The organism is Streptomyces sp. NPDC046881, assembly GCF_040645015.1.
Lineage (GTDB): Bacteria > Actinomycetota > Actinomycetes > Streptomycetales > Streptomycetaceae > Streptomyces.
In genome coordinates this window covers 1-14,499 of sequence record NZ_JBEYXJ010000161.1, presented here as the reverse complement: position 1 = coordinate 14,499, position 14,499 = coordinate 1, and the positions used below count along the sequence as shown (strand labels likewise).

General features: G+C 72.1%; 30 protein-coding genes. 4 read left to right on the top strand and 26 right to left on the bottom strand.

What is annotated here, in order from left to right; all coding sequences use genetic code 11:
* Positions 1-61 precede the first annotated feature (61 nt).
* Together ABZ923_RS38755 and ABZ923_RS38750 are read right to left on the bottom strand one after the other, a co-directional pair.
* Entirely contained in the window at positions 62-322 is a 261-nt protein-coding gene (locus tag ABZ923_RS38755) for a hypothetical protein (RefSeq protein ID WP_361482245.1), read from the bottom strand.
* 240 nt (positions 323-562) lie between these two features.
* Complete coding sequence (locus ABZ923_RS38750) at positions 563-928, bottom strand: hypothetical protein (RefSeq protein ID WP_361482242.1); 366 nt, start codon at positions 926-928, stop codon at positions 563-565.
* Positions 929-1,072: 144 nt separating this feature from the next.
* Between ABZ923_RS38750 and ABZ923_RS38745 the strand changes: the two genes are divergently transcribed.
* From ABZ923_RS38745 to ABZ923_RS38735, 3 genes are all read left to right on the top strand, one after another.
* Positions 1,073-1,378, top strand: coding sequence for a hypothetical protein (locus ABZ923_RS38745; protein WP_361482239.1), 306 nt, complete (start codon positions 1,073-1,075; stop codon positions 1,376-1,378).
* Entirely contained in the window at positions 1,350-1,838 is a 489-nt protein-coding gene (locus ABZ923_RS38740; protein WP_361482236.1) for a hypothetical protein, read from the top strand. Before ABZ923_RS38745 ends, ABZ923_RS38740 begins: the two co-directional genes overlap by 29 nt.
* Before the next feature lie 194 nt (positions 1,839-2,032).
* The gene (locus ABZ923_RS38735) at positions 2,033-2,263 is read left to right on the top strand and encodes a hypothetical protein (protein ID WP_361482233.1); all 231 of its coding nucleotides are present in this window, start codon (positions 2,033-2,035) and stop codon (positions 2,261-2,263) included.
* 55 nt (positions 2,264-2,318) lie between these two features.
* Here ABZ923_RS38735 and ABZ923_RS38730 read toward each other — a convergent pair whose 3' ends face one another.
* The 14 genes from ABZ923_RS38730 to ABZ923_RS38665 all read right to left on the bottom strand — a co-directional run bounded on the left by ABZ923_RS38730 (position 2,319) and on the right by ABZ923_RS38665 (position 9,990).
* Positions 2,319-2,603: a WhiB family transcriptional regulator gene (locus ABZ923_RS38730; protein ID WP_361482230.1), complete on the bottom strand. Its 285-nt coding sequence runs from the start codon at positions 2,601-2,603 to the stop codon at positions 2,319-2,321.
* A complete protein-coding gene (locus ABZ923_RS38725) occupies positions 2,600-3,829 on the bottom strand; it encodes a hypothetical protein (RefSeq protein ID WP_361482227.1) in 1,230 nt (409 codons plus the stop codon). The genes ABZ923_RS38730 and ABZ923_RS38725 overlap by 4 nt, the downstream gene beginning before the upstream one ends.
* Positions 3,817-4,074 (bottom strand): hypothetical protein, encoded by a 258-nt coding sequence (locus ABZ923_RS38720; RefSeq protein ID WP_361482224.1) that lies wholly within the window; start codon positions 4,072-4,074, stop codon positions 3,817-3,819. The genes ABZ923_RS38725 and ABZ923_RS38720 overlap by 13 nt, the downstream gene beginning before the upstream one ends.
* Positions 4,071-4,553, bottom strand: a complete 483-nt coding sequence (locus tag ABZ923_RS38715) for a hypothetical protein (protein ID WP_361482221.1) — start codon at positions 4,551-4,553, stop codon at positions 4,071-4,073. The genes ABZ923_RS38720 and ABZ923_RS38715 overlap by 4 nt, the downstream gene beginning before the upstream one ends.
* On the bottom strand, positions 4,550-4,972 hold the full coding sequence (locus ABZ923_RS38710) for a hypothetical protein (RefSeq protein ID WP_361482218.1): 423 nt from the start codon (positions 4,970-4,972) through the stop codon (positions 4,550-4,552). The genes ABZ923_RS38715 and ABZ923_RS38710 overlap by 4 nt, the downstream gene beginning before the upstream one ends.
* Positions 4,973-5,017: 45 nt before the next feature.
* Positions 5,018-5,275 (bottom strand): hypothetical protein, encoded by a 258-nt coding sequence (locus ABZ923_RS38705; RefSeq protein WP_361482215.1) that lies wholly within the window; start codon positions 5,273-5,275, stop codon positions 5,018-5,020.
* An 11-nt stretch (positions 5,276-5,286) separates the two neighbouring features.
* Complete coding sequence (locus ABZ923_RS38700; RefSeq protein WP_361482212.1) at positions 5,287-5,496, bottom strand: hypothetical protein; 210 nt, start codon at positions 5,494-5,496, stop codon at positions 5,287-5,289.
* Positions 5,493-5,864: a hypothetical protein gene (locus tag ABZ923_RS38695; RefSeq protein WP_361482209.1), complete on the bottom strand. Its 372-nt coding sequence runs from the start codon at positions 5,862-5,864 to the stop codon at positions 5,493-5,495. The genes ABZ923_RS38700 and ABZ923_RS38695 overlap by 4 nt, the downstream gene beginning before the upstream one ends.
* Positions 5,865-6,042: 178 nt before the next feature.
* Entirely contained in the window at positions 6,043-6,654 is a 612-nt protein-coding gene (locus ABZ923_RS38690) for a hypothetical protein (protein WP_361482206.1), read from the bottom strand.
* 68 nt (positions 6,655-6,722) lie between these two features.
* Entirely contained in the window at positions 6,723-7,418 is a 696-nt protein-coding gene (locus ABZ923_RS38685) for a hypothetical protein (protein ID WP_361482203.1), read from the bottom strand.
* On the bottom strand, positions 7,415-7,891 hold the full coding sequence (locus ABZ923_RS38680; RefSeq protein ID WP_361482200.1) for a hypothetical protein: 477 nt from the start codon (positions 7,889-7,891) through the stop codon (positions 7,415-7,417). Before ABZ923_RS38680 ends, ABZ923_RS38685 begins: the two co-directional genes overlap by 4 nt.
* Positions 7,881-8,345 carry a hypothetical protein gene (locus ABZ923_RS38675; RefSeq protein WP_361482197.1) on the bottom strand — a complete coding sequence of 155 codons (465 nt, stop codon included), beginning with the start codon at positions 8,343-8,345 and terminating at the stop codon, positions 7,881-7,883. The genes ABZ923_RS38680 and ABZ923_RS38675 overlap by 11 nt, the downstream gene beginning before the upstream one ends.
* A complete protein-coding gene (locus ABZ923_RS38670) occupies positions 8,342-8,758 on the bottom strand; it encodes a hypothetical protein (RefSeq protein WP_361482194.1) in 417 nt (138 codons plus the stop codon). The genes ABZ923_RS38675 and ABZ923_RS38670 overlap by 4 nt, the downstream gene beginning before the upstream one ends.
* The gene (locus tag ABZ923_RS38665) at positions 8,755-9,990 is read right to left on the bottom strand and encodes a hypothetical protein (protein WP_361482191.1); all 1,236 of its coding nucleotides are present in this window, start codon (positions 9,988-9,990) and stop codon (positions 8,755-8,757) included. The genes ABZ923_RS38670 and ABZ923_RS38665 overlap by 4 nt, the downstream gene beginning before the upstream one ends.
* A gap of 176 nt (positions 9,991-10,166) precedes the next feature.
* Here ABZ923_RS38665 and ABZ923_RS38660 point away from each other — a divergent pair, with 176 nt between their 5' ends.
* Complete coding sequence (locus tag ABZ923_RS38660; protein ID WP_361482188.1) at positions 10,167-10,397, top strand: type II toxin-antitoxin system Phd/YefM family antitoxin; 231 nt, start codon at positions 10,167-10,169, stop codon at positions 10,395-10,397.
* Between the two features lie 17 nt (positions 10,398-10,414).
* Here the strand turns inward: ABZ923_RS38660 and ABZ923_RS38655 are convergent, their stop codons facing one another.
* The 10 genes from ABZ923_RS38655 to ABZ923_RS38610 all read right to left on the bottom strand — a co-directional run.
* Positions 10,415-10,861 carry a hypothetical protein gene (locus ABZ923_RS38655; protein WP_361482185.1) on the bottom strand — a complete coding sequence of 149 codons (447 nt, stop codon included), beginning with the start codon at positions 10,859-10,861 and terminating at the stop codon, positions 10,415-10,417.
* Positions 10,858-11,514 carry a hypothetical protein gene (locus ABZ923_RS38650; protein ID WP_361482182.1) on the bottom strand — a complete coding sequence of 219 codons (657 nt, stop codon included), beginning with the start codon at positions 11,512-11,514 and terminating at the stop codon, positions 10,858-10,860. The genes ABZ923_RS38655 and ABZ923_RS38650 overlap by 4 nt, the downstream gene beginning before the upstream one ends.
* Positions 11,515-11,569: 55 nt before the next feature.
* Positions 11,570-11,893: a hypothetical protein gene (locus tag ABZ923_RS38645; RefSeq protein WP_361482179.1), complete on the bottom strand. Its 324-nt coding sequence runs from the start codon at positions 11,891-11,893 to the stop codon at positions 11,570-11,572.
* Complete coding sequence (locus tag ABZ923_RS38640; protein ID WP_361482176.1) at positions 11,890-12,108, bottom strand: helix-turn-helix domain-containing protein; 219 nt, start codon at positions 12,106-12,108, stop codon at positions 11,890-11,892. Before ABZ923_RS38640 ends, ABZ923_RS38645 begins: the two co-directional genes overlap by 4 nt.
* On the bottom strand, positions 12,105-12,341 hold the full coding sequence (locus ABZ923_RS38635; RefSeq protein WP_361482173.1) for a hypothetical protein: 237 nt from the start codon (positions 12,339-12,341) through the stop codon (positions 12,105-12,107). The genes ABZ923_RS38640 and ABZ923_RS38635 overlap by 4 nt, the downstream gene beginning before the upstream one ends.
* Complete coding sequence (locus ABZ923_RS38630; RefSeq protein ID WP_361482170.1) at positions 12,316-12,657, bottom strand: WhiB family transcriptional regulator; 342 nt, start codon at positions 12,655-12,657, stop codon at positions 12,316-12,318. The genes ABZ923_RS38635 and ABZ923_RS38630 overlap by 26 nt, the downstream gene beginning before the upstream one ends.
* Positions 12,657-12,947, bottom strand: coding sequence for a hypothetical protein (locus tag ABZ923_RS38625; protein ID WP_361482167.1), 291 nt, complete (start codon positions 12,945-12,947; stop codon positions 12,657-12,659). The genes ABZ923_RS38630 and ABZ923_RS38625 overlap by 1 nt, the downstream gene beginning before the upstream one ends.
* Entirely contained in the window at positions 12,941-13,585 is a 645-nt protein-coding gene (locus ABZ923_RS38620; RefSeq protein WP_361482164.1) for a hypothetical protein, read from the bottom strand. The genes ABZ923_RS38625 and ABZ923_RS38620 overlap by 7 nt, the downstream gene beginning before the upstream one ends.
* Positions 13,582-14,013 (bottom strand): hypothetical protein, encoded by a 432-nt coding sequence (locus ABZ923_RS38615; RefSeq protein WP_361482161.1) that lies wholly within the window; start codon positions 14,011-14,013, stop codon positions 13,582-13,584. The genes ABZ923_RS38620 and ABZ923_RS38615 overlap by 4 nt, the downstream gene beginning before the upstream one ends.
* The coding region (locus ABZ923_RS38610; protein WP_361482158.1) for a RusA family crossover junction endodeoxyribonuclease at positions 14,010-14,499 on the bottom strand (490 nt) is incomplete at its 5' end. The genes ABZ923_RS38610 and ABZ923_RS38615, both read right to left, overlap by 4 nt.

Sequence of the window (14,499 nt, the reverse complement as noted above, 5' to 3'; positions counted from 1 at the left end):
TGGGCGGCGAGCGCCACGTCATTGCCCGGCCTGAGCGACCGCGCGACGTCCCTGAGTCCCATCAGGCACCCACCTCCTCGCGGAGTCGGGCCGCGTGCTCGCGGCGGGTCTCGCTGGGCTCGGGGATGAGGAAGAACGCGAGCATCCCGCCGAGCACCGTCTGGTCCAGGTCCTCGGTGACCTCTTGGGCGATGTCCAGGACCGCGCTCAGGACCGCCGGGGCGTCCGGGTTGTCCTGCTCCAGCCGCTCAGCGACCGCGAGCATGGCATCCCTGATCTCCGCCCCGGACGAGGCGAGTTCGCCGTGCGTCTCGGGGCTCATCGGCTCGCCCCCTGGGGGACGGCCGTCACGCCGGACTGGGTCCAGCCCTTGCAGCGGCGGCAGACGAACGAGCCGCCCTCGCGCGCCATCTGGCGTCCGCAGCACTTCGGTGCCTTCATCGGGCACCGCCGCTCTGCGCGCCGTCACGGCGGGCGGCGTCGCTACCGAGCCGCGCGTCCTTACGCTGCTGCTCGCCAGCCGCGTACGCCTTGCGGGCCTTCCTCTGCTCGCTCGCCGCGCTCATCCGGCCACCGCCTCAGCGAGGTGCCGGTTGTCGGTCTTCGACCAGTCGTAGCCGAAGGCCCGCGCCGCCTGGGCGACGGGGACCGCGAACTCGGCTCGGGTCGCGCCGTTCGGCACGTCGCCCACGGTCTCCAAGGCGACGCGGAGGATCCCCCGCCCCACGCCCCGGACACCGCTCTGCAGGCCGACCTCGTACACCATCGCGCCCACGAGCGCGGCCAGGTCGAGGCTGTAGATCAGGCCGCCCGGGTCGTCGGAGGCGAGACGGCCGGCGGCCCTCGCGAGGGCCTCCGCGGCCACGGCCCTCTGTTCGTCGGTGAGGCCCTCTCCGCCCTGCGGGCGGAGATCAGTACCCTTACTCATTGCGTCAGCTCCTGTTGCAGTCAGGACTGTCGTAGGGGCCCCGACCGGCTGATTGACGTCCTCCGGCCGGGGCCTCTCCTATGTGGAGATATCGAGAGTAGCCACTTATTTGCGTCAACGCAAATAAGTTGGAAGGATGGCGCAATGTCCGACTCCTCCGAGGAGAGAGCGAGCCAGGCGAAGGAGGCGAAGTTGGTGAGCATCCCCGAGATGCCTGACCTGCTGGTCGCGGCGGGGTTGAAGCGCATCGGCCCTGCCCGGATCCGCCAGCTCGCCGCCGAACCGGGCTTCCCGGCTCCGGCATACGAGCGCGGCCGGCTACGCCTGTGGGACTGGGCCCAAGCCCTCGAGTTCTTCACCTCCCGCGTCGTGCGGCAGGGCGAGCGGACGGACCTGAAGCGCGACCAGGAGGACAGCAGCAGTGCACCAGGAGACGAAAGCGACCAGTGACGTGCGCCCAGCGGCCGTCTACCGGCCATGGGCGGCCGACGGGACGCTGCTCTACGTCGGGTCGTCGTACAACCCCGACGCGCGGTACCAGATCCACCGATCCAAGGAGTGGGGCCAGGAGATCGCGCGGCGCGCGATGGAATGGCTCGGCACCCGGGCTGGCGCCTACCGCGCCGAGCTGGAGGCGATCGGCACCGAGAGCCCGAAGCACAACGTCTACGGCACCGGCCGGGACAGCGAGGCTCTGCGCCGACTGAGCGCGGCGAACCGCTCGCGCGGTCAAGTCCAGGCCGAGGCGTACCGACTTCAGCGCGAGGTGCGGCAAGAGCTGCAAGCCGAGGGCGCCGACTGGCGCGAAGTGCACCGGATGTCCAAGGCGGCGTTCGTCGACTACCTCGACGCCTCCGGCCTGTTCGAGCAGTGGGTCACCCGGCTCCGAGCACGACAGCGCACCGTGTGATCAACCGGACACGCACGAGCCCCCTCCCAGCACTTTAGGAAACGGGGAGGGGGCTCGTGGGTGGTGCCGGATGGAGCCGGCGCTGCCCCTGAAGGCGGTGCCGATGGTAGCACTACGTGCACGATTGGCTGCCCTCTGTGCCTGTCGGCTACCTTCCCGGGGCGTGGTGCTGGACTCCTTGAAGGGATCGACCTATGGCAACCCCTGAGCAGCCTCCTGCCCAGTCGTACGGGCAGATGCCGCCCATCGTGATCAACAACGTGTCGTCGGCGTCCGCTTCGGCGTCGGCCGTGGCGGGCGGCTACGGCCGTCGCCGGCGACAGAGCTTCTGGGCGCACTTCTGGCTGTTCTGGTGCACGGCCGGGATTGGCAACTACTTCTACGCCCGGCACATCAGCAACTGGAACCGGGATCGCGGTCTGTGACCTGCATACGACGAGGCCCCTGCCCGGTTCGGGCAGGGGCCTTCGTGTCGTGCGGTCAGTCGTCGGCGGTGATGCGGTCGCGGACCTGGGCATCGCGTTCGTCGACGGTGAGGCCGCCGTAGATGCCGTCGCGTAGGTCGTTGGCGATGGCGTAGTCGGTGCAGGCGTCGCGGACCGGGCAGCGGGCGCAAAGCTCCTTGGCGGCGTCACGGACGGGCTTGAGCGGGATGATGCGGCTGCTGTCCACGAACAGGTCGGGGCGGTCCTTGCAGGGCGTCACGGGCCACTGGCCGGGGGCGGCGTCGAGGGCGTCGAGGAAGTAGGGGACGGTGCTGCTCACGGTGTCTCGCTGGGGGTGAGGGTGGCGAGCTTGAGAGGGCCGGGGTAGTCGCCCCAGACGGCGAGGGTGTCGAGGATGCGTTTCCGGCTGGCGCCTCCCCGGAAAGGGGAGCCGATGGCTTGCTGCTGCTGGACGTACCTGCTCGTGGTGATCACGCGGGTGCGCAGGGCCTCGTAGGCGGCGACGGCTCGTTCGAGGTCGGCGCGCAGGGCTTCGGCGCGGTCCCAGCACTTCCCCCAGGCGGAGCCGGGGAGGCCCTCGTCGGGGCCGCTCGCGAGCTGCCGGTACTCCTCCGGACTGACGTGGAAGTGGTAGCCGTTGTTCGCCTCCCCGACCAGGGGCCCGGTTTGTCCGCAGTCGCAGCGGGCGGGGGCGACGAGGTCGAGCGGGAGCTCCATCGCGTTGGCGATGCGTTCGCGGCCCTCGGCGAGGGTGGCCGCCTCGTGGCATCGGGGGTCGATGCAGTGGCGGTCTCCGCACACCTTCCACTCGGGTGCGTCCGGGCGTCCGGACGCGGCGTCCGGGTGCGGCGTCCGGACGGCGTCCGTGCTGGTGGGGGGCGTGCCGAGGATCGGCGGCCGTGCACGTCCGGACGTTTGCATGTCGGCGTCCGGGCGGTCGTCCGGACGCGTCCGGACGCACACGTCCTGGCCGCAGGAGCAGTTCGCGCACCCGGCGCAGAACGGCTGATCGCGGTAGTTCTCGTAGACCACCGGCCGGCCGCCGCACACGCAGCAGCGGGCCGCCTCCTCGGCCTGGCCGTCGCGGTCGAGGGCGGCGGCGATCGTCTTCTCGGCCCGCCGGTAGCCGTCGTTGTCGGTGGCCGGGTCGAACTGCCACGGTTCGCCGTCGTCGTTGGTGACGAGGCTCCAGCCGTACGCCTGGCCGTTGCCGTCGAGGTGGAGGGCGAGGGCCAGGCCGCGCGGGTGGAACGCGATCCGGTTGATCAGCCACAGCAGGCCGGTGTCCCGCAGGGCGGCGAACGGGTTCGCCGGGGTGTCGGTGTCGGGGTGCGGGCCGCCTGGGGCCGGGGCCGCGGCGGCGACGTCGAAAGCCTGCGGGAACACCTGCGTGCCGCCCTCGGGCAGGTCGACGACGATGCACGGGGCGTGGATGACCTCGCGGAGCTTGCCGTGCCAGACGCGGTGTCGGGCGTCGGGGTGGGTGACGGTGACCCACTCGCCGAGGAGGTTGACGAGAGTGAGTTGGTCGGTCACTTCAGCCACCACGCGGGCGCGTCCTTCATGATCCGCTCCATGAGCCACGGGGGCCGGTGCGGGATGGGCACGGCCCATCCTTCCTCGCCCGCCGGGGCGGTGACGAGGACGGACGGGGGCCGGTCGGTGACGTGCTGCCACGTGATCGTGACCTCTTCGGCCGCTTCATCGGTCTTCAGCTCGGCGGCCTGGTCGGGGGTGACGGAGTACCGCTTGCTCGTGGTCTCCAGCGTCTCCAGCAGCTCCAGCGTCATCGGGGCATCTCCTTCTCCGGGTCCTGCGGGGCGGTGGGGGCGGTGGGCCGGCCGTCGCTGTACTGCCACAGCGGGTGCTCGGGGCGGGCGCTGATGTTGAGGGCGCCCAGGAGCTTGGTGGCCATGTACTCCATGACCGTGCGGTCCAGCTCGTGCGGGTACGGCAGGGAGTTGTCGAGGGCGTACACGAGGGCGTCGACCGTCATGCCGGGCTGGTCGACGGGCAGGGCCTCGTCCCAGCGGTACGTGCAGCGCCCGCACTCGCGCTCGTGCCGCTGCGGCAGCGGGCCGCGGCGGGCGGGGGCGCCGTTCCAGTCGGGGATGGTCACGCGGCGTGTGAGGGCCTGCCGGTACCAGGTGAACGCCTCGGTGTAGAGGCACTTCGGGCAGACGGCTTGCTCGGCCGAGTAGGGCGGGAGGATTCCGCCGTCGTCGGTGGGGGGCTCCTCGTCGACAGCGACGGTATCGGTGGCGGTCATGCGGTTCCTTCCGGTTCGGTGTCCCGGGCGCGGTTCTGGTAGTCGAGGACGTCGGGGCAGTTGACGGTGCGGCAGCCCTCGTGCAGGTAGCAGCCGTGGACGCAGCGGGGCCGGTTGTAGTCGGCGGCTTCCTCGCGGTGGGGGGCTCGCCGGATCTCGCGGGTGGGCCGCTTGTGCCATCCGGTGGGCTCGTCCTGGGTGTCGCCGTTCCACTGGGCGACCGCCCGGCGGACCAGCTCGGGGTCCTTGGGGTAGCACCAGGCGTAGTCGTAGCCGAAGGCGCCATCGGGGCCGTGGGGGACGGCGATCAGCCGGATGTTGTAGCCCATGTAGATCCAGACGAAGCTGTGGGCGTCGTCGCGGGCCAGCTCGTAGCCCTCCCAGTGCGGGACGAGGACGGGGCTGTCGAGGTGCTGCATGTCGGGTTCCTTCGGGTGCGCGGTGGGTGGGGCTGGGTGGGTGGGTCAGCGGCGGTGTCGATGACGGCCGGTGGCCGGGCCGTATGGGCTCATCCACGCCGGTCGCCGCTGGGCGGAGGCCGCGCCGAGCGGGCCGGCGGCCTGCTGGCGCTGCACGAACTCGGCGACCGCGGCGACGGTCCGTGTGAGCTGGCGGGCCATCTGCCGGAACGCTTCGACGAGCTGCCGCCACATGTCGGCGGCGCGGGCCATGTGGCGGCCGAGGGCCTCGGCCTGCTCAGGGGTGAGGCGGAACAGCTTCATGCGGGGGCCTTTCAGTTGGGGTTGCTCCAGCCGAACGGCGACTCGCCACGGTCGCTGTCGACGGCGAGTTCGGCGGCCTGCCGGACGGTGCAGGTGACCCGGTCGGGATCGCGGGTGAACAGGTCGAGCGTCGGGAGTTCGGCGGGCAGGGTCAGGCAGCACCTCGTGTGCGCGCCTCCGGCGGGCGGCATCTCATGCACGACGACAACGGGGGCGTTCACGCGACGCTCCGCCGGTACTCGGGGCACGAGGGATCGTGCGCGGCGCCGCCCGTCGCCCACGCCTGTCGGCAGGAGCACGGCTCGGCGCTGTAGCGGAGGACGCGACGCGCCTCCCGGACGGCCCGGAGCCGGGCGAGCGGCCCGGCTTCCTTCACCGGGGCCTGGTCGGGCTCGTCGTCGGTGTAGTCGCCGGGCAGGGTGGCGCGGCCTGCTTCCCGGATCGCGCCGAGCACGCACAGGCCGGCCGCCGCGTACGCGGCGGCGGCGCTCCCCCAGCGGCCTGCGCTGATGTGGCCCCCGCCCACCGACACGGCGAAGACGAAGCCGATGCCGAAGATGAGGCCGACGGCCATGCTGGTGCGGGTCACTGGGCCCACCTCCGCCAGGCGCGGCGGGCGCGGCGGCAGCCGATCCCGGCGAGGGTGCAGGCGAGCGGCGCCAGGAGGAGCGCGAGGGTCAACGGGTTCATGGACGGCTCCCTTCGGGCGGGGCGTAGTGTGCGCTCCTCGGCGGCGGGCGGGTGGCCGTTTGCGGCCATTTCGGGGATCACCGCTGGACCCTGGGGCGGAGGATGGCGTCGGCCAGATCCACGGCGGCCTGCGTGAGCGAGCCCTCGACCAGGCCGTGCTCCTGGTGCACGGTCTCGAAGGCTTCGTTCAGTACGCCGGTGACGGCGCGGCCAACCTCGGGGTCCAGGCATGCGATGTACGCGGCGTCGGCCATGGACTGCGGTTCGTCGGCGGGGCCGGTCGCGGCGACGCACACCGGCCGGTCGACCGGCCCGGCGGCCACGAACTCCTCGCCGAAGTGCAGGCCCGGGTCGTTCCACATCTTCTCGGGGTCGTACCACCAGGCGCCCTCGCTGGCCGCGTTGACGTGGGACAGCAGCACGCCCCGGGCGGTCTGCAGGCGAAGGTCCGCGCGGACCCGGTCGTCCGTGGTGTGCGGTCCGGCGCCGTCGACGGCGACGATCACACGCGGCTTGATGCTGCTGCCGCTGCACGCGGCGCAGTAGTCACGGCCGTTGACATGCCGCCAGCCGTGCGCGGCGCCGATCCGCCGGGCCTCCTCCGCAGTCATGCCGTCGGTGATGAGGGAGGCCGCGCAGGTCGAGAAGCCGCGGGTGGTGTTGCAGTGAAGCGTCGTACTGGTACTCACGCTCTGCTCCTGGTTTGCTGAGGGCCGGCCGCCCCTGAATCCCGCAGGGGCGGCCGTCGTGGTGCGGGTCACGCGTCGGCGTGCTCGGCGGCCTCGTAGCGGGCCAGCAGCGCCTTGCGGCAGCCGTTGCACAGCGCGTACTCGGCGGCCTGCTCCTGCGGCAGCGGCTTCGTGCCCTGGAACTGGCCGGGGCAGATCGTGCGGCCGTCGGCGTCCGGGATGTGCTTGACCGCCGTGGCCGGGCTCTGGTTCACCGACCGCGAGTTCAGGACGTACGGCGGTGCCTCGGCCTGGTCGACCGGCTCGATGTCGCCGTGCAGCTTCTCCAGCGCGAGCGCGGTGTACCGGGTGCCGACGAACGGCGCCTCGTACAGGGGGACGCCGTCCTCGGTGGTCTCGCTGGCCTTCGTCCAGACGCGGCCGTCCGGCGTGCGGTACGCCCTGGCGGGCTCGCCGCCCCAGTGGGTGGGCGTGCTGCAGAACACACAGCGGTGGCCGTCCTCGCCGGGCTGGTAGAAGTGCGGCTGCGGCACCCGCTGGTCGCCGCGGCGGTTCTGCTGGCAGAGCGAGGGCGACTTGTCCTCGGGCAGGGCACCGGCCGGGAGAACGACCTCGATCTCCGCCCCTTCGGGGACGATGTTGTGCCAGCGGTCGCCGTCGCCGTTGCCGGTGAGCACCATGCGGGGGTCGCCGTCTTCCGGGGCCCACACCGCCGCGTACGTGACGCGGACGATGTCGCCGGCCTGCGGGGTCTGCTGAGTCATCGGTTCTCTTCCTGGTTGGGGTTGTTGCGCTGCTCCTCGATGAGCGCGCGGACCGAGGCGATCGCCATGCCGTACAGCGCGATCACGCCGTCCACGACACGGCCCATACCGGCCTCGGAGTCGATGTCCACCGCGAGGGCGTCGAACAGGGCCTGTGCGCCGTCGTGGTCCTCGTTGGCCCACGCGGTGACGAACTGGGCCGCGAACTGCACGTGCGGCGGCAGATCCTCGGGATGGGCGGGAAGGCCGGTCTCCACGTCCTCGACCAGCAGCACGAACATGCCGTCAGCGCCGCGCTTCAGCCCGTGCGCGCTGGTCACCGCGAGCATCACGCACAGCGCGAAGCACTCCCGGCGGCTGTCCTCGATCAGCGGGACGAGGAGCATCCCGCCGCTGTGCGGGTCGCCGGCGAGCGCCCGGTTCAGGGCCTCCTCGACGAGCAGCGGCGCGGTCATGGTCGGTTCAGAACCCACAGGTCTCTCCGCAGTCGTCTTCGTTGCAGTCGTCGCTCGGCCAGGTGTGGCCGTCGATGTCCTCGTGGTCCTCGCCTCGGTGGCCCGGCGCCAGGACGCATTCGGTCTCGCCGCTGCCGTACGGCACGAAGTCCATGTGCGGGCAGTGCACTTCCGGCACCCGCGCATCCCGCTCGTCCTCGGCCGCCCACGCGGCCCGCTCGGCAGCCTTCCGCGCCGCCCGGGTCGCGGCCGCCTTCTTCGCGGCGGCCGACCGGCGGGCCTTCACCTCCGGCCGGTTCCGCCACCGCGTCCGCGCCGCCCGCATCTCCTGGTGGTGCTGGGCCGTGGCCGCGCCGAGCGCCTGGAACAGCGCCCCCACCGGGTCCACGGTCCGGCTCGGGTCGTGCACCGCCCGGTCGAAGTCGGTGAGCGCCTGGGCGGCTTGCTGGCGTGGCGTCGGCTGCTCGGTCACGCGGACTCCTCGGTCAGCATCGGGTCGAACCGGCAGCGCAGCAGCGCCCGGGTCACCGTGCGGGCCCCGAACCGGCGTACGGCCTCGTCCTGGCCGTGCTCGGCGACCGCCCGGCACACGTCGTCCAGCGACACCACCGCGGCGGGCTCGGCAGCCACCTGGCCCCGGCGCCGGTTCGTCGCGCAGAACAGGCACGCCGCCCCGCTCGCCGGGTCCGGCGGCGCCGCCGGGTGGATCCGGCAGCCGGTCGGCGACAGCTCCGCGCGCACCGCGGTCAGCAGCCGGCGGGCGTTCTCCAGGCCCTCGCCGATCTCGTCGAGCTGCTCGGGCGCGGCCTCGAACGCGAGCAGGTGCTCGCCGTGCTCGCCCAGGGACCGCAGCGCGCCCCCCAGCTCGGTCGTCAGGTTGCTCATCGGTCGTTCACGTCCTCCGTGACGGGGGTGTTCCAGCGGGCGGCGAGGGCCTCGCAGACCAAAGCGGCCTCGCGGTTGCAGTCCTGGCACACGCGGTCTTCCGGCTCCGACTCCCGCCGCACCGGCTTGGGGTTCCGGCACGTCCGGCACTCCCACCAGGCCCGGCCTCCGGTGCGCTGCGTCGGCACCGAGCCACCCGGGCCGCGCCGAGCCTTGCGCTCCTGGCACGTCCGGCAGTCCGCGCCCGTGTCGATCAGCTCGCCGTCCTCACACCCGGCGTCCGGGCACTCACCGGCCCGTACGAGCGCCTGGAGGACCTTGTACGGGTTGTCGATGCCGCGACCGGCCAGCAGGTGGCTCTGGTACCGGTGACGCACCCAGCGGCGGGCCACACGGTCCGCGAGCTGCTCCGCCGTGCGGTGCTCCAGCTCCCGCAGCACCGACACCCGCCAGCAGTGCGGCACCTTCTGGCCGCTCAGCAGCTCCAGCAGCGACGGCGGCACCGCCCGCTCGACCACGGCGACGAGCGCAGTCTCGACCGGGCTCAGCCGGGTCTTCTTCCTCGAGGGCGCTCGCTTTTCCGTCGCGGCGGAGCCGCCTTGCGCAGCGCCCGCGCTACTACCGGTAGAGGCCCTACGGGCGTCACCAGCGCTTCGCGCCGCAGGCGCCGTCTTCTTCTGGTTCTGGTTGGACTGGTTCTTAGTTACGCCCCCCTGTGGGGGGTGTACGTCGTCCCCATCCTGGGGGCCTACGTACACCCCCTCAGGAGGGGGTACCTCTCCGCTTACTGGTTCCTCGGTGCGACCGTTTCGGGCACGGTCGGCCATGGTCGTCTTGCCTGGCTGGCTCGCCCGGTGGGTGTCGTACCAGTCGCTCGTTTGCAGGGGGCCGGTGAAACCGGCGGGCGGGTGCACCTTGAGCGTGATGATGTACCGGCGGCCCTTGCCTCCCGTCTTCGTCACGGTCTGCACGGAGACAGCGCCGCCAGCCTCCAACTCCCGCATGTACGGCGTGACTTTGTCGCCTCGGGAGAGGCCCATCATCTTCGCCAGGTCATCTAGCGTCGGCCACACCACCAGGTCGGCCCGGCTTCGGTCGACGTGGGCGTTGTAGAGGTCGTAAAGCCGGTTCGCAGGGGTCGAGAACCCGAACGTCACCCAGTGCGGCTTGATGCCGAACGGGGGCAGCTCAGAGCGGACGGTCTGCGGGATGTCGGGAGCCCATTCGTCCATTGGTCACCTCCTCTCTTGGGGGTCTGGGGCGGTGGCTACTGGGCGTCGTCCGGCCAGGGCGCCGGTGGAAGGTGTTCGAGGCTCGTTTCCTTGATCACGGTTCCATGATAGCTCTCATGTACATAAAAGCCACCATGTACGTGACTACTATGATCGTCGCGTCGTACACTGCGTGCATGACCGCACCACAGCCCCCGAAGTTCGAGCACGAGGCGTCGATTGCCGAAGTGCGCAACTCGTTCGCCGATGCCATCGGTCGCGCCCGCTACAGCGACGAGCCGACTGTGCTCACCAGCCGTGGCAAGAGGGTGGCCGCGATCGTGTCGATGGACTTCTACGAGCGCGCCCTGGAGGCTCTGGGCATCCAGGTCACGCCGGCCGCGGAGTCCACCGCAGCGGACTCCTGACGACACCGCGCGCGCTCTCATCCGCCTGCCTCTTTCGGCTCGGTGGCCGTGCGGCACAGGCCGGCGACGTCGACGAGGAGCTGGCAGACCCCGCCGACGAACACCTTGGGACCGGCCTCCAAGGCGGTCTCCCAGTGCGCGCGGGCGGTGTCGCGGTCGCCGTTGCAGTAGGCGACGAAGAACCGTGAGGCGAAGCCCTTCACGGGGTCGTCGAGCGCGCCGGGCTCCAGCGGCTCGATCATCCAGAAGTCGCCGCGCAGCGGGTTCGGCGCCTGGTCGCCGTACATCATCCGCAGCGCCTTGTGACCGGCCTCGGCGAAGGCGTAGCAGACGCCGAGCATGCGGGCCGCGTCGCTGTCGACGCCGAGCCGCGCGACCAGGTCGGCCGCGCGGTCGCCGTCGGCGGCGATGGCCGCGCTGAGCGCCTCGTGGATGAGCTTGGCGGCCTCCTCCGAGGTCATCATGCGGCGTTCCCGGGGAGGTGGAGGAGCGCGGCCTCGTACTGGTGGGTGAGGCTGGCGCGGGCGAGCAACGGCCGCGGGTCCTTCTCCGCCTCCTCCTGGAGGACGCCGAGACCGGCCACGAGGCCGTCGAGGGCCTCGCCGTACGTGGCGGGCCGTCCCTCGCGCCACCAGGTGACCTCGGTCGGGTCGCCGACGTCGAACAGCTGGAGCATCGGCTTCTTGTCGAACCGGCGGGTCGTCCAGACCACGCAGACGCCCGGGTTGCGGGGGCACATCGTGCCGTCCGGTTCGACGGTGTCCTCGGGCAGGTTGTCGCGGCGCCGCATGTGCGGGTGGGTGAGGAACGGGCAGGCGCGGGCCGCGTACTCGGCACAGTCCTTGTGCGACGGCGGCTCTGCCGACACCCGGTTGATGGTGCACATCGGTCCAAGGACGAACGCCTTGTAGGCGCCGAGGGCCTGGCCGCACAGGAAGCACTGGTTGAAGCGGAGGGCTTCGGTGATGCCGCCGGGCCTGACCACGCGGTGGTCGGGCTGGCCGTCGACGTAGCCCACGAACCACGGCACCAGGCGGCCGTGCTTGTCGCGCGGGAGGCGGGCGAGCCGGGGCGGGGCGGGCACGGAGGCCAGGTATTGCAGGGTGGCGCTGTTCACTGGGGGGCTCCTGGGTGGGGCTGGAGTCAGGTCAGATCGGGGCGGCGTGTGGTCATCAGCAGCCGTCCAGGTCGAGGTCGATGTGGCTGCGCGGCCGGTGGCTGCTGGTCGACGGGGACGGCTTGGCCACTGCGGTGGCCGCCGGGCGCGGGTCCTTGCTGACCCGGGCCGGGGGCGCGTCGCCGTTCTTCCGGCTGCTGCTGGACGACTTCGTGCCCTGGATGGGCCCGGCCGGGAGGGCGTAGGCGACGTCGGCGCACGGGTCGGCCGGGGCCTGCGCCTGGTCGTGGTTGTCGCAGTAGGCGACGCCCACGCCGAAGACGATGACGAGCGCGGCGAGCCCGATCAGGGCCCGCGGGCTCCACGGGTTCGGGCTCACGCGGTCTTCTCCTCGATGGGGCGCGGGCGTCCGCCGCCGCGCGGGCGAAGCTGGGCCTTGGCGAGGACGAGGAGGTTGCGGACGGTGCCGTACGCGTAGCCGGTCTGGTCGGCGAGGTTCCGGATGGAGGAGCCGGCGTAGTACCGGCCCTTCAGTTCCAGGGCCTTGGCCTGGCGGGCCTCGCCTGTGAGGCGGGGCTGTCGGGTGCTTTTCACGTGATGAGGAACCTCTCGTTCTCGTACGCCTCCGCGTACTCCTGGATCTGCTGGACGACGGCCCGCTCGGCGCACACCTTGTGCGCCGGGCTGCCGCTGCTGTCTCGGAGGTGGGTGGGGAGGCCGCCGCACTGGTACCGGCAGGGCAGGGCCTTGCGCTTCCAGTGGCCGCGTTCCGACCAGTCCAGGACTCCGGTCGCCGGGAGTTCAGGCCGTTTTGGCTGGCGGCCCATCCGTGGCCTCCTCGGTGGCGGGCTCGCGGGCCGTGGGGAGCAGGGTGAGCGTGTTGCGTTCGTCGGCGTCGAGACCGCCCCAGACGCCGGACGGCTCCCGGCGCTCGAGTGCGGCGTGCAAGCACGGCGTGCGGGACGGGCAGCGGGCGCACACCTTCTTGGCCTCTTGGCGCTGGGCGACGGCTGTGGGGTCGTCTCCGTCGGCGAACCAGTAGTCGGGTTTGTCGGTGGTCTTGCAGGCCGCCTGGTCGTCCCAGTGCGGCGGCCGGGGCAGCGAGTCGGCGGGGGCGGCGTGAGGGATACGAGGCTGATGCATCAGGAACCTCCTCCTGAGCCAGGTCCGGACGCGTCCGGACGAGCATCCGCCGACGCGTCCGGACGCACGTCCGGGCAGGTCAGCGGGGTGGGGCGGGGCCTGGCCGCGAAGGCGGCGGACGGCGTCCGGAGGCCCGTCCGGACGCGCGTCCGGACGGCGTCCGGGGCTGTCTTGGCCACGGCGACGGCCGCGGTGGTGGCCGCGAGCGGCGGCCCCCACACGTGCAGGTGGGCGAGGCCCGTACGGACGGCTTCGCCGACTTCGACGACGACCAGGAGGAGAGTCAGCACGGCGGTGCCCCCTTGGTGCGCCACCGCTGGACGGTTTCCGGGCGCACGCCGAGCCGGCGGCCGAGGTCGGCCGCCGACATCTCCGGGTCGGAGAAGCGGAACGCGAAGCGGGCCTCGCGCAGGTCGAGCTCCGGCCACGGCTGCGGGCCGCGCAGGCAGCGGCGGATCGCCACCACGTCCATGCCCTGGACGGTGGCCTCGGCGGGCAGTTCGGTGAGCGCCGCCAGGTCCACCGGCGGCGCGACCCGCAGCACCGAGTCCGCGAGGTGGCCGCCCGCCACGCACCGGTTCAACCGGCACGTGCCGGTGACCTTCCCGACCGGCTCGCGTCCGTGGTGCAGCCGGAACGACAGCCGGTACGCCGTGAGGTGTTGCCCGGCCATCGGAACGCCGTGCGTGTTGTGCCGACCGCGCCAACGGCGGTGACCGCCGCGCAGCTCGACCGACATCTCCTCGAAGTCGGCCAGGGTCCAGCCGCCGCGATGCTCAATGCGATACGGCCGAAGGCCCAGGTCCAAGCGGACCTGGGCCACGGAGCGCCGCGCGCAGCCCAGCCGCCGGGATACCGCCTCGTTCGAGACGGGTCCCCCGGCGGTCTTGAGGGCGCGGGCGATGCTCTCCCACAGCTGCGGGTTCATCTCGCACCACCGGCCGTGTCCAAGGCGCGCACGTCCTCGCGCATGACCCGGTCGACGAGGTGCGTGCCTTCGACGCAGTGCTTTATGGCACAGCCCACCCGCACCTGGCCCTCGGGCTCGCGGCCGTGCGTCATGCGGAACACGACCCGGGCCGCGGTGGTGAAGTGGTCGACGAGGGGCACGCCGTCGCTGCTGCGCCGCCCGTTCCACCGCCGGTGCCCGCCCGCCGTCAGCAGGGCGTTCATCATCACCACGAGTTCCGGCGACATCTTGCCCCTCGCCGCCGGGAGCGGCATCGGCGCCAGACCGAGGTCGGCGCGGACCTGGGCGACGAGGCCGCGGCGGCAGCCGAGCCGGTAGGACAGCTCGACGTCGGACACGACTTCGCTCTTCAGAACGTGCGCGATGTTCTCCCACGAAGCCCTCATGGCCGGCCTGCCTTCGCCCGGCGGGCGGCGGGCACGCACTCACGGGAACAGCACTTCTGCGTGTACCGGGTCGGCGTGAACTTCCCGCCGCAGCCCTCGCAGTCGCGGACGTAGTCCGTGCCGCGCTGCATCGTGGAGACGTGCGGCGCCATCACGAGGATCGTGCGCGGGTTGCCGGTGTCGAGCTCGATCCCGCCGTACTTCGCGGTGATCTGCGAGTCGTCCAGCCACAACAGGCCGTTCCCGGCGTCGCAGATGTGCTTGAGCATGTTGTCGGAGTCGATCTCCTGCCGCGTCGACCGGAAGAAGACGCAGCCGAGCGCCACGTTCCCGGTGAGCGGGCCGCGCCGCCAGAACTGCCGCATCCGCCACTGCGTGGCCTGCTCGGCCGCCGCGTCGGCCGGGTCCTTGTAGGCGTGGCCGTCCTTGTCGAACCTCGGCCGGGCCTTACTGTGCGGCTCTCCCAGCAGGATCGTGCCCCACGAC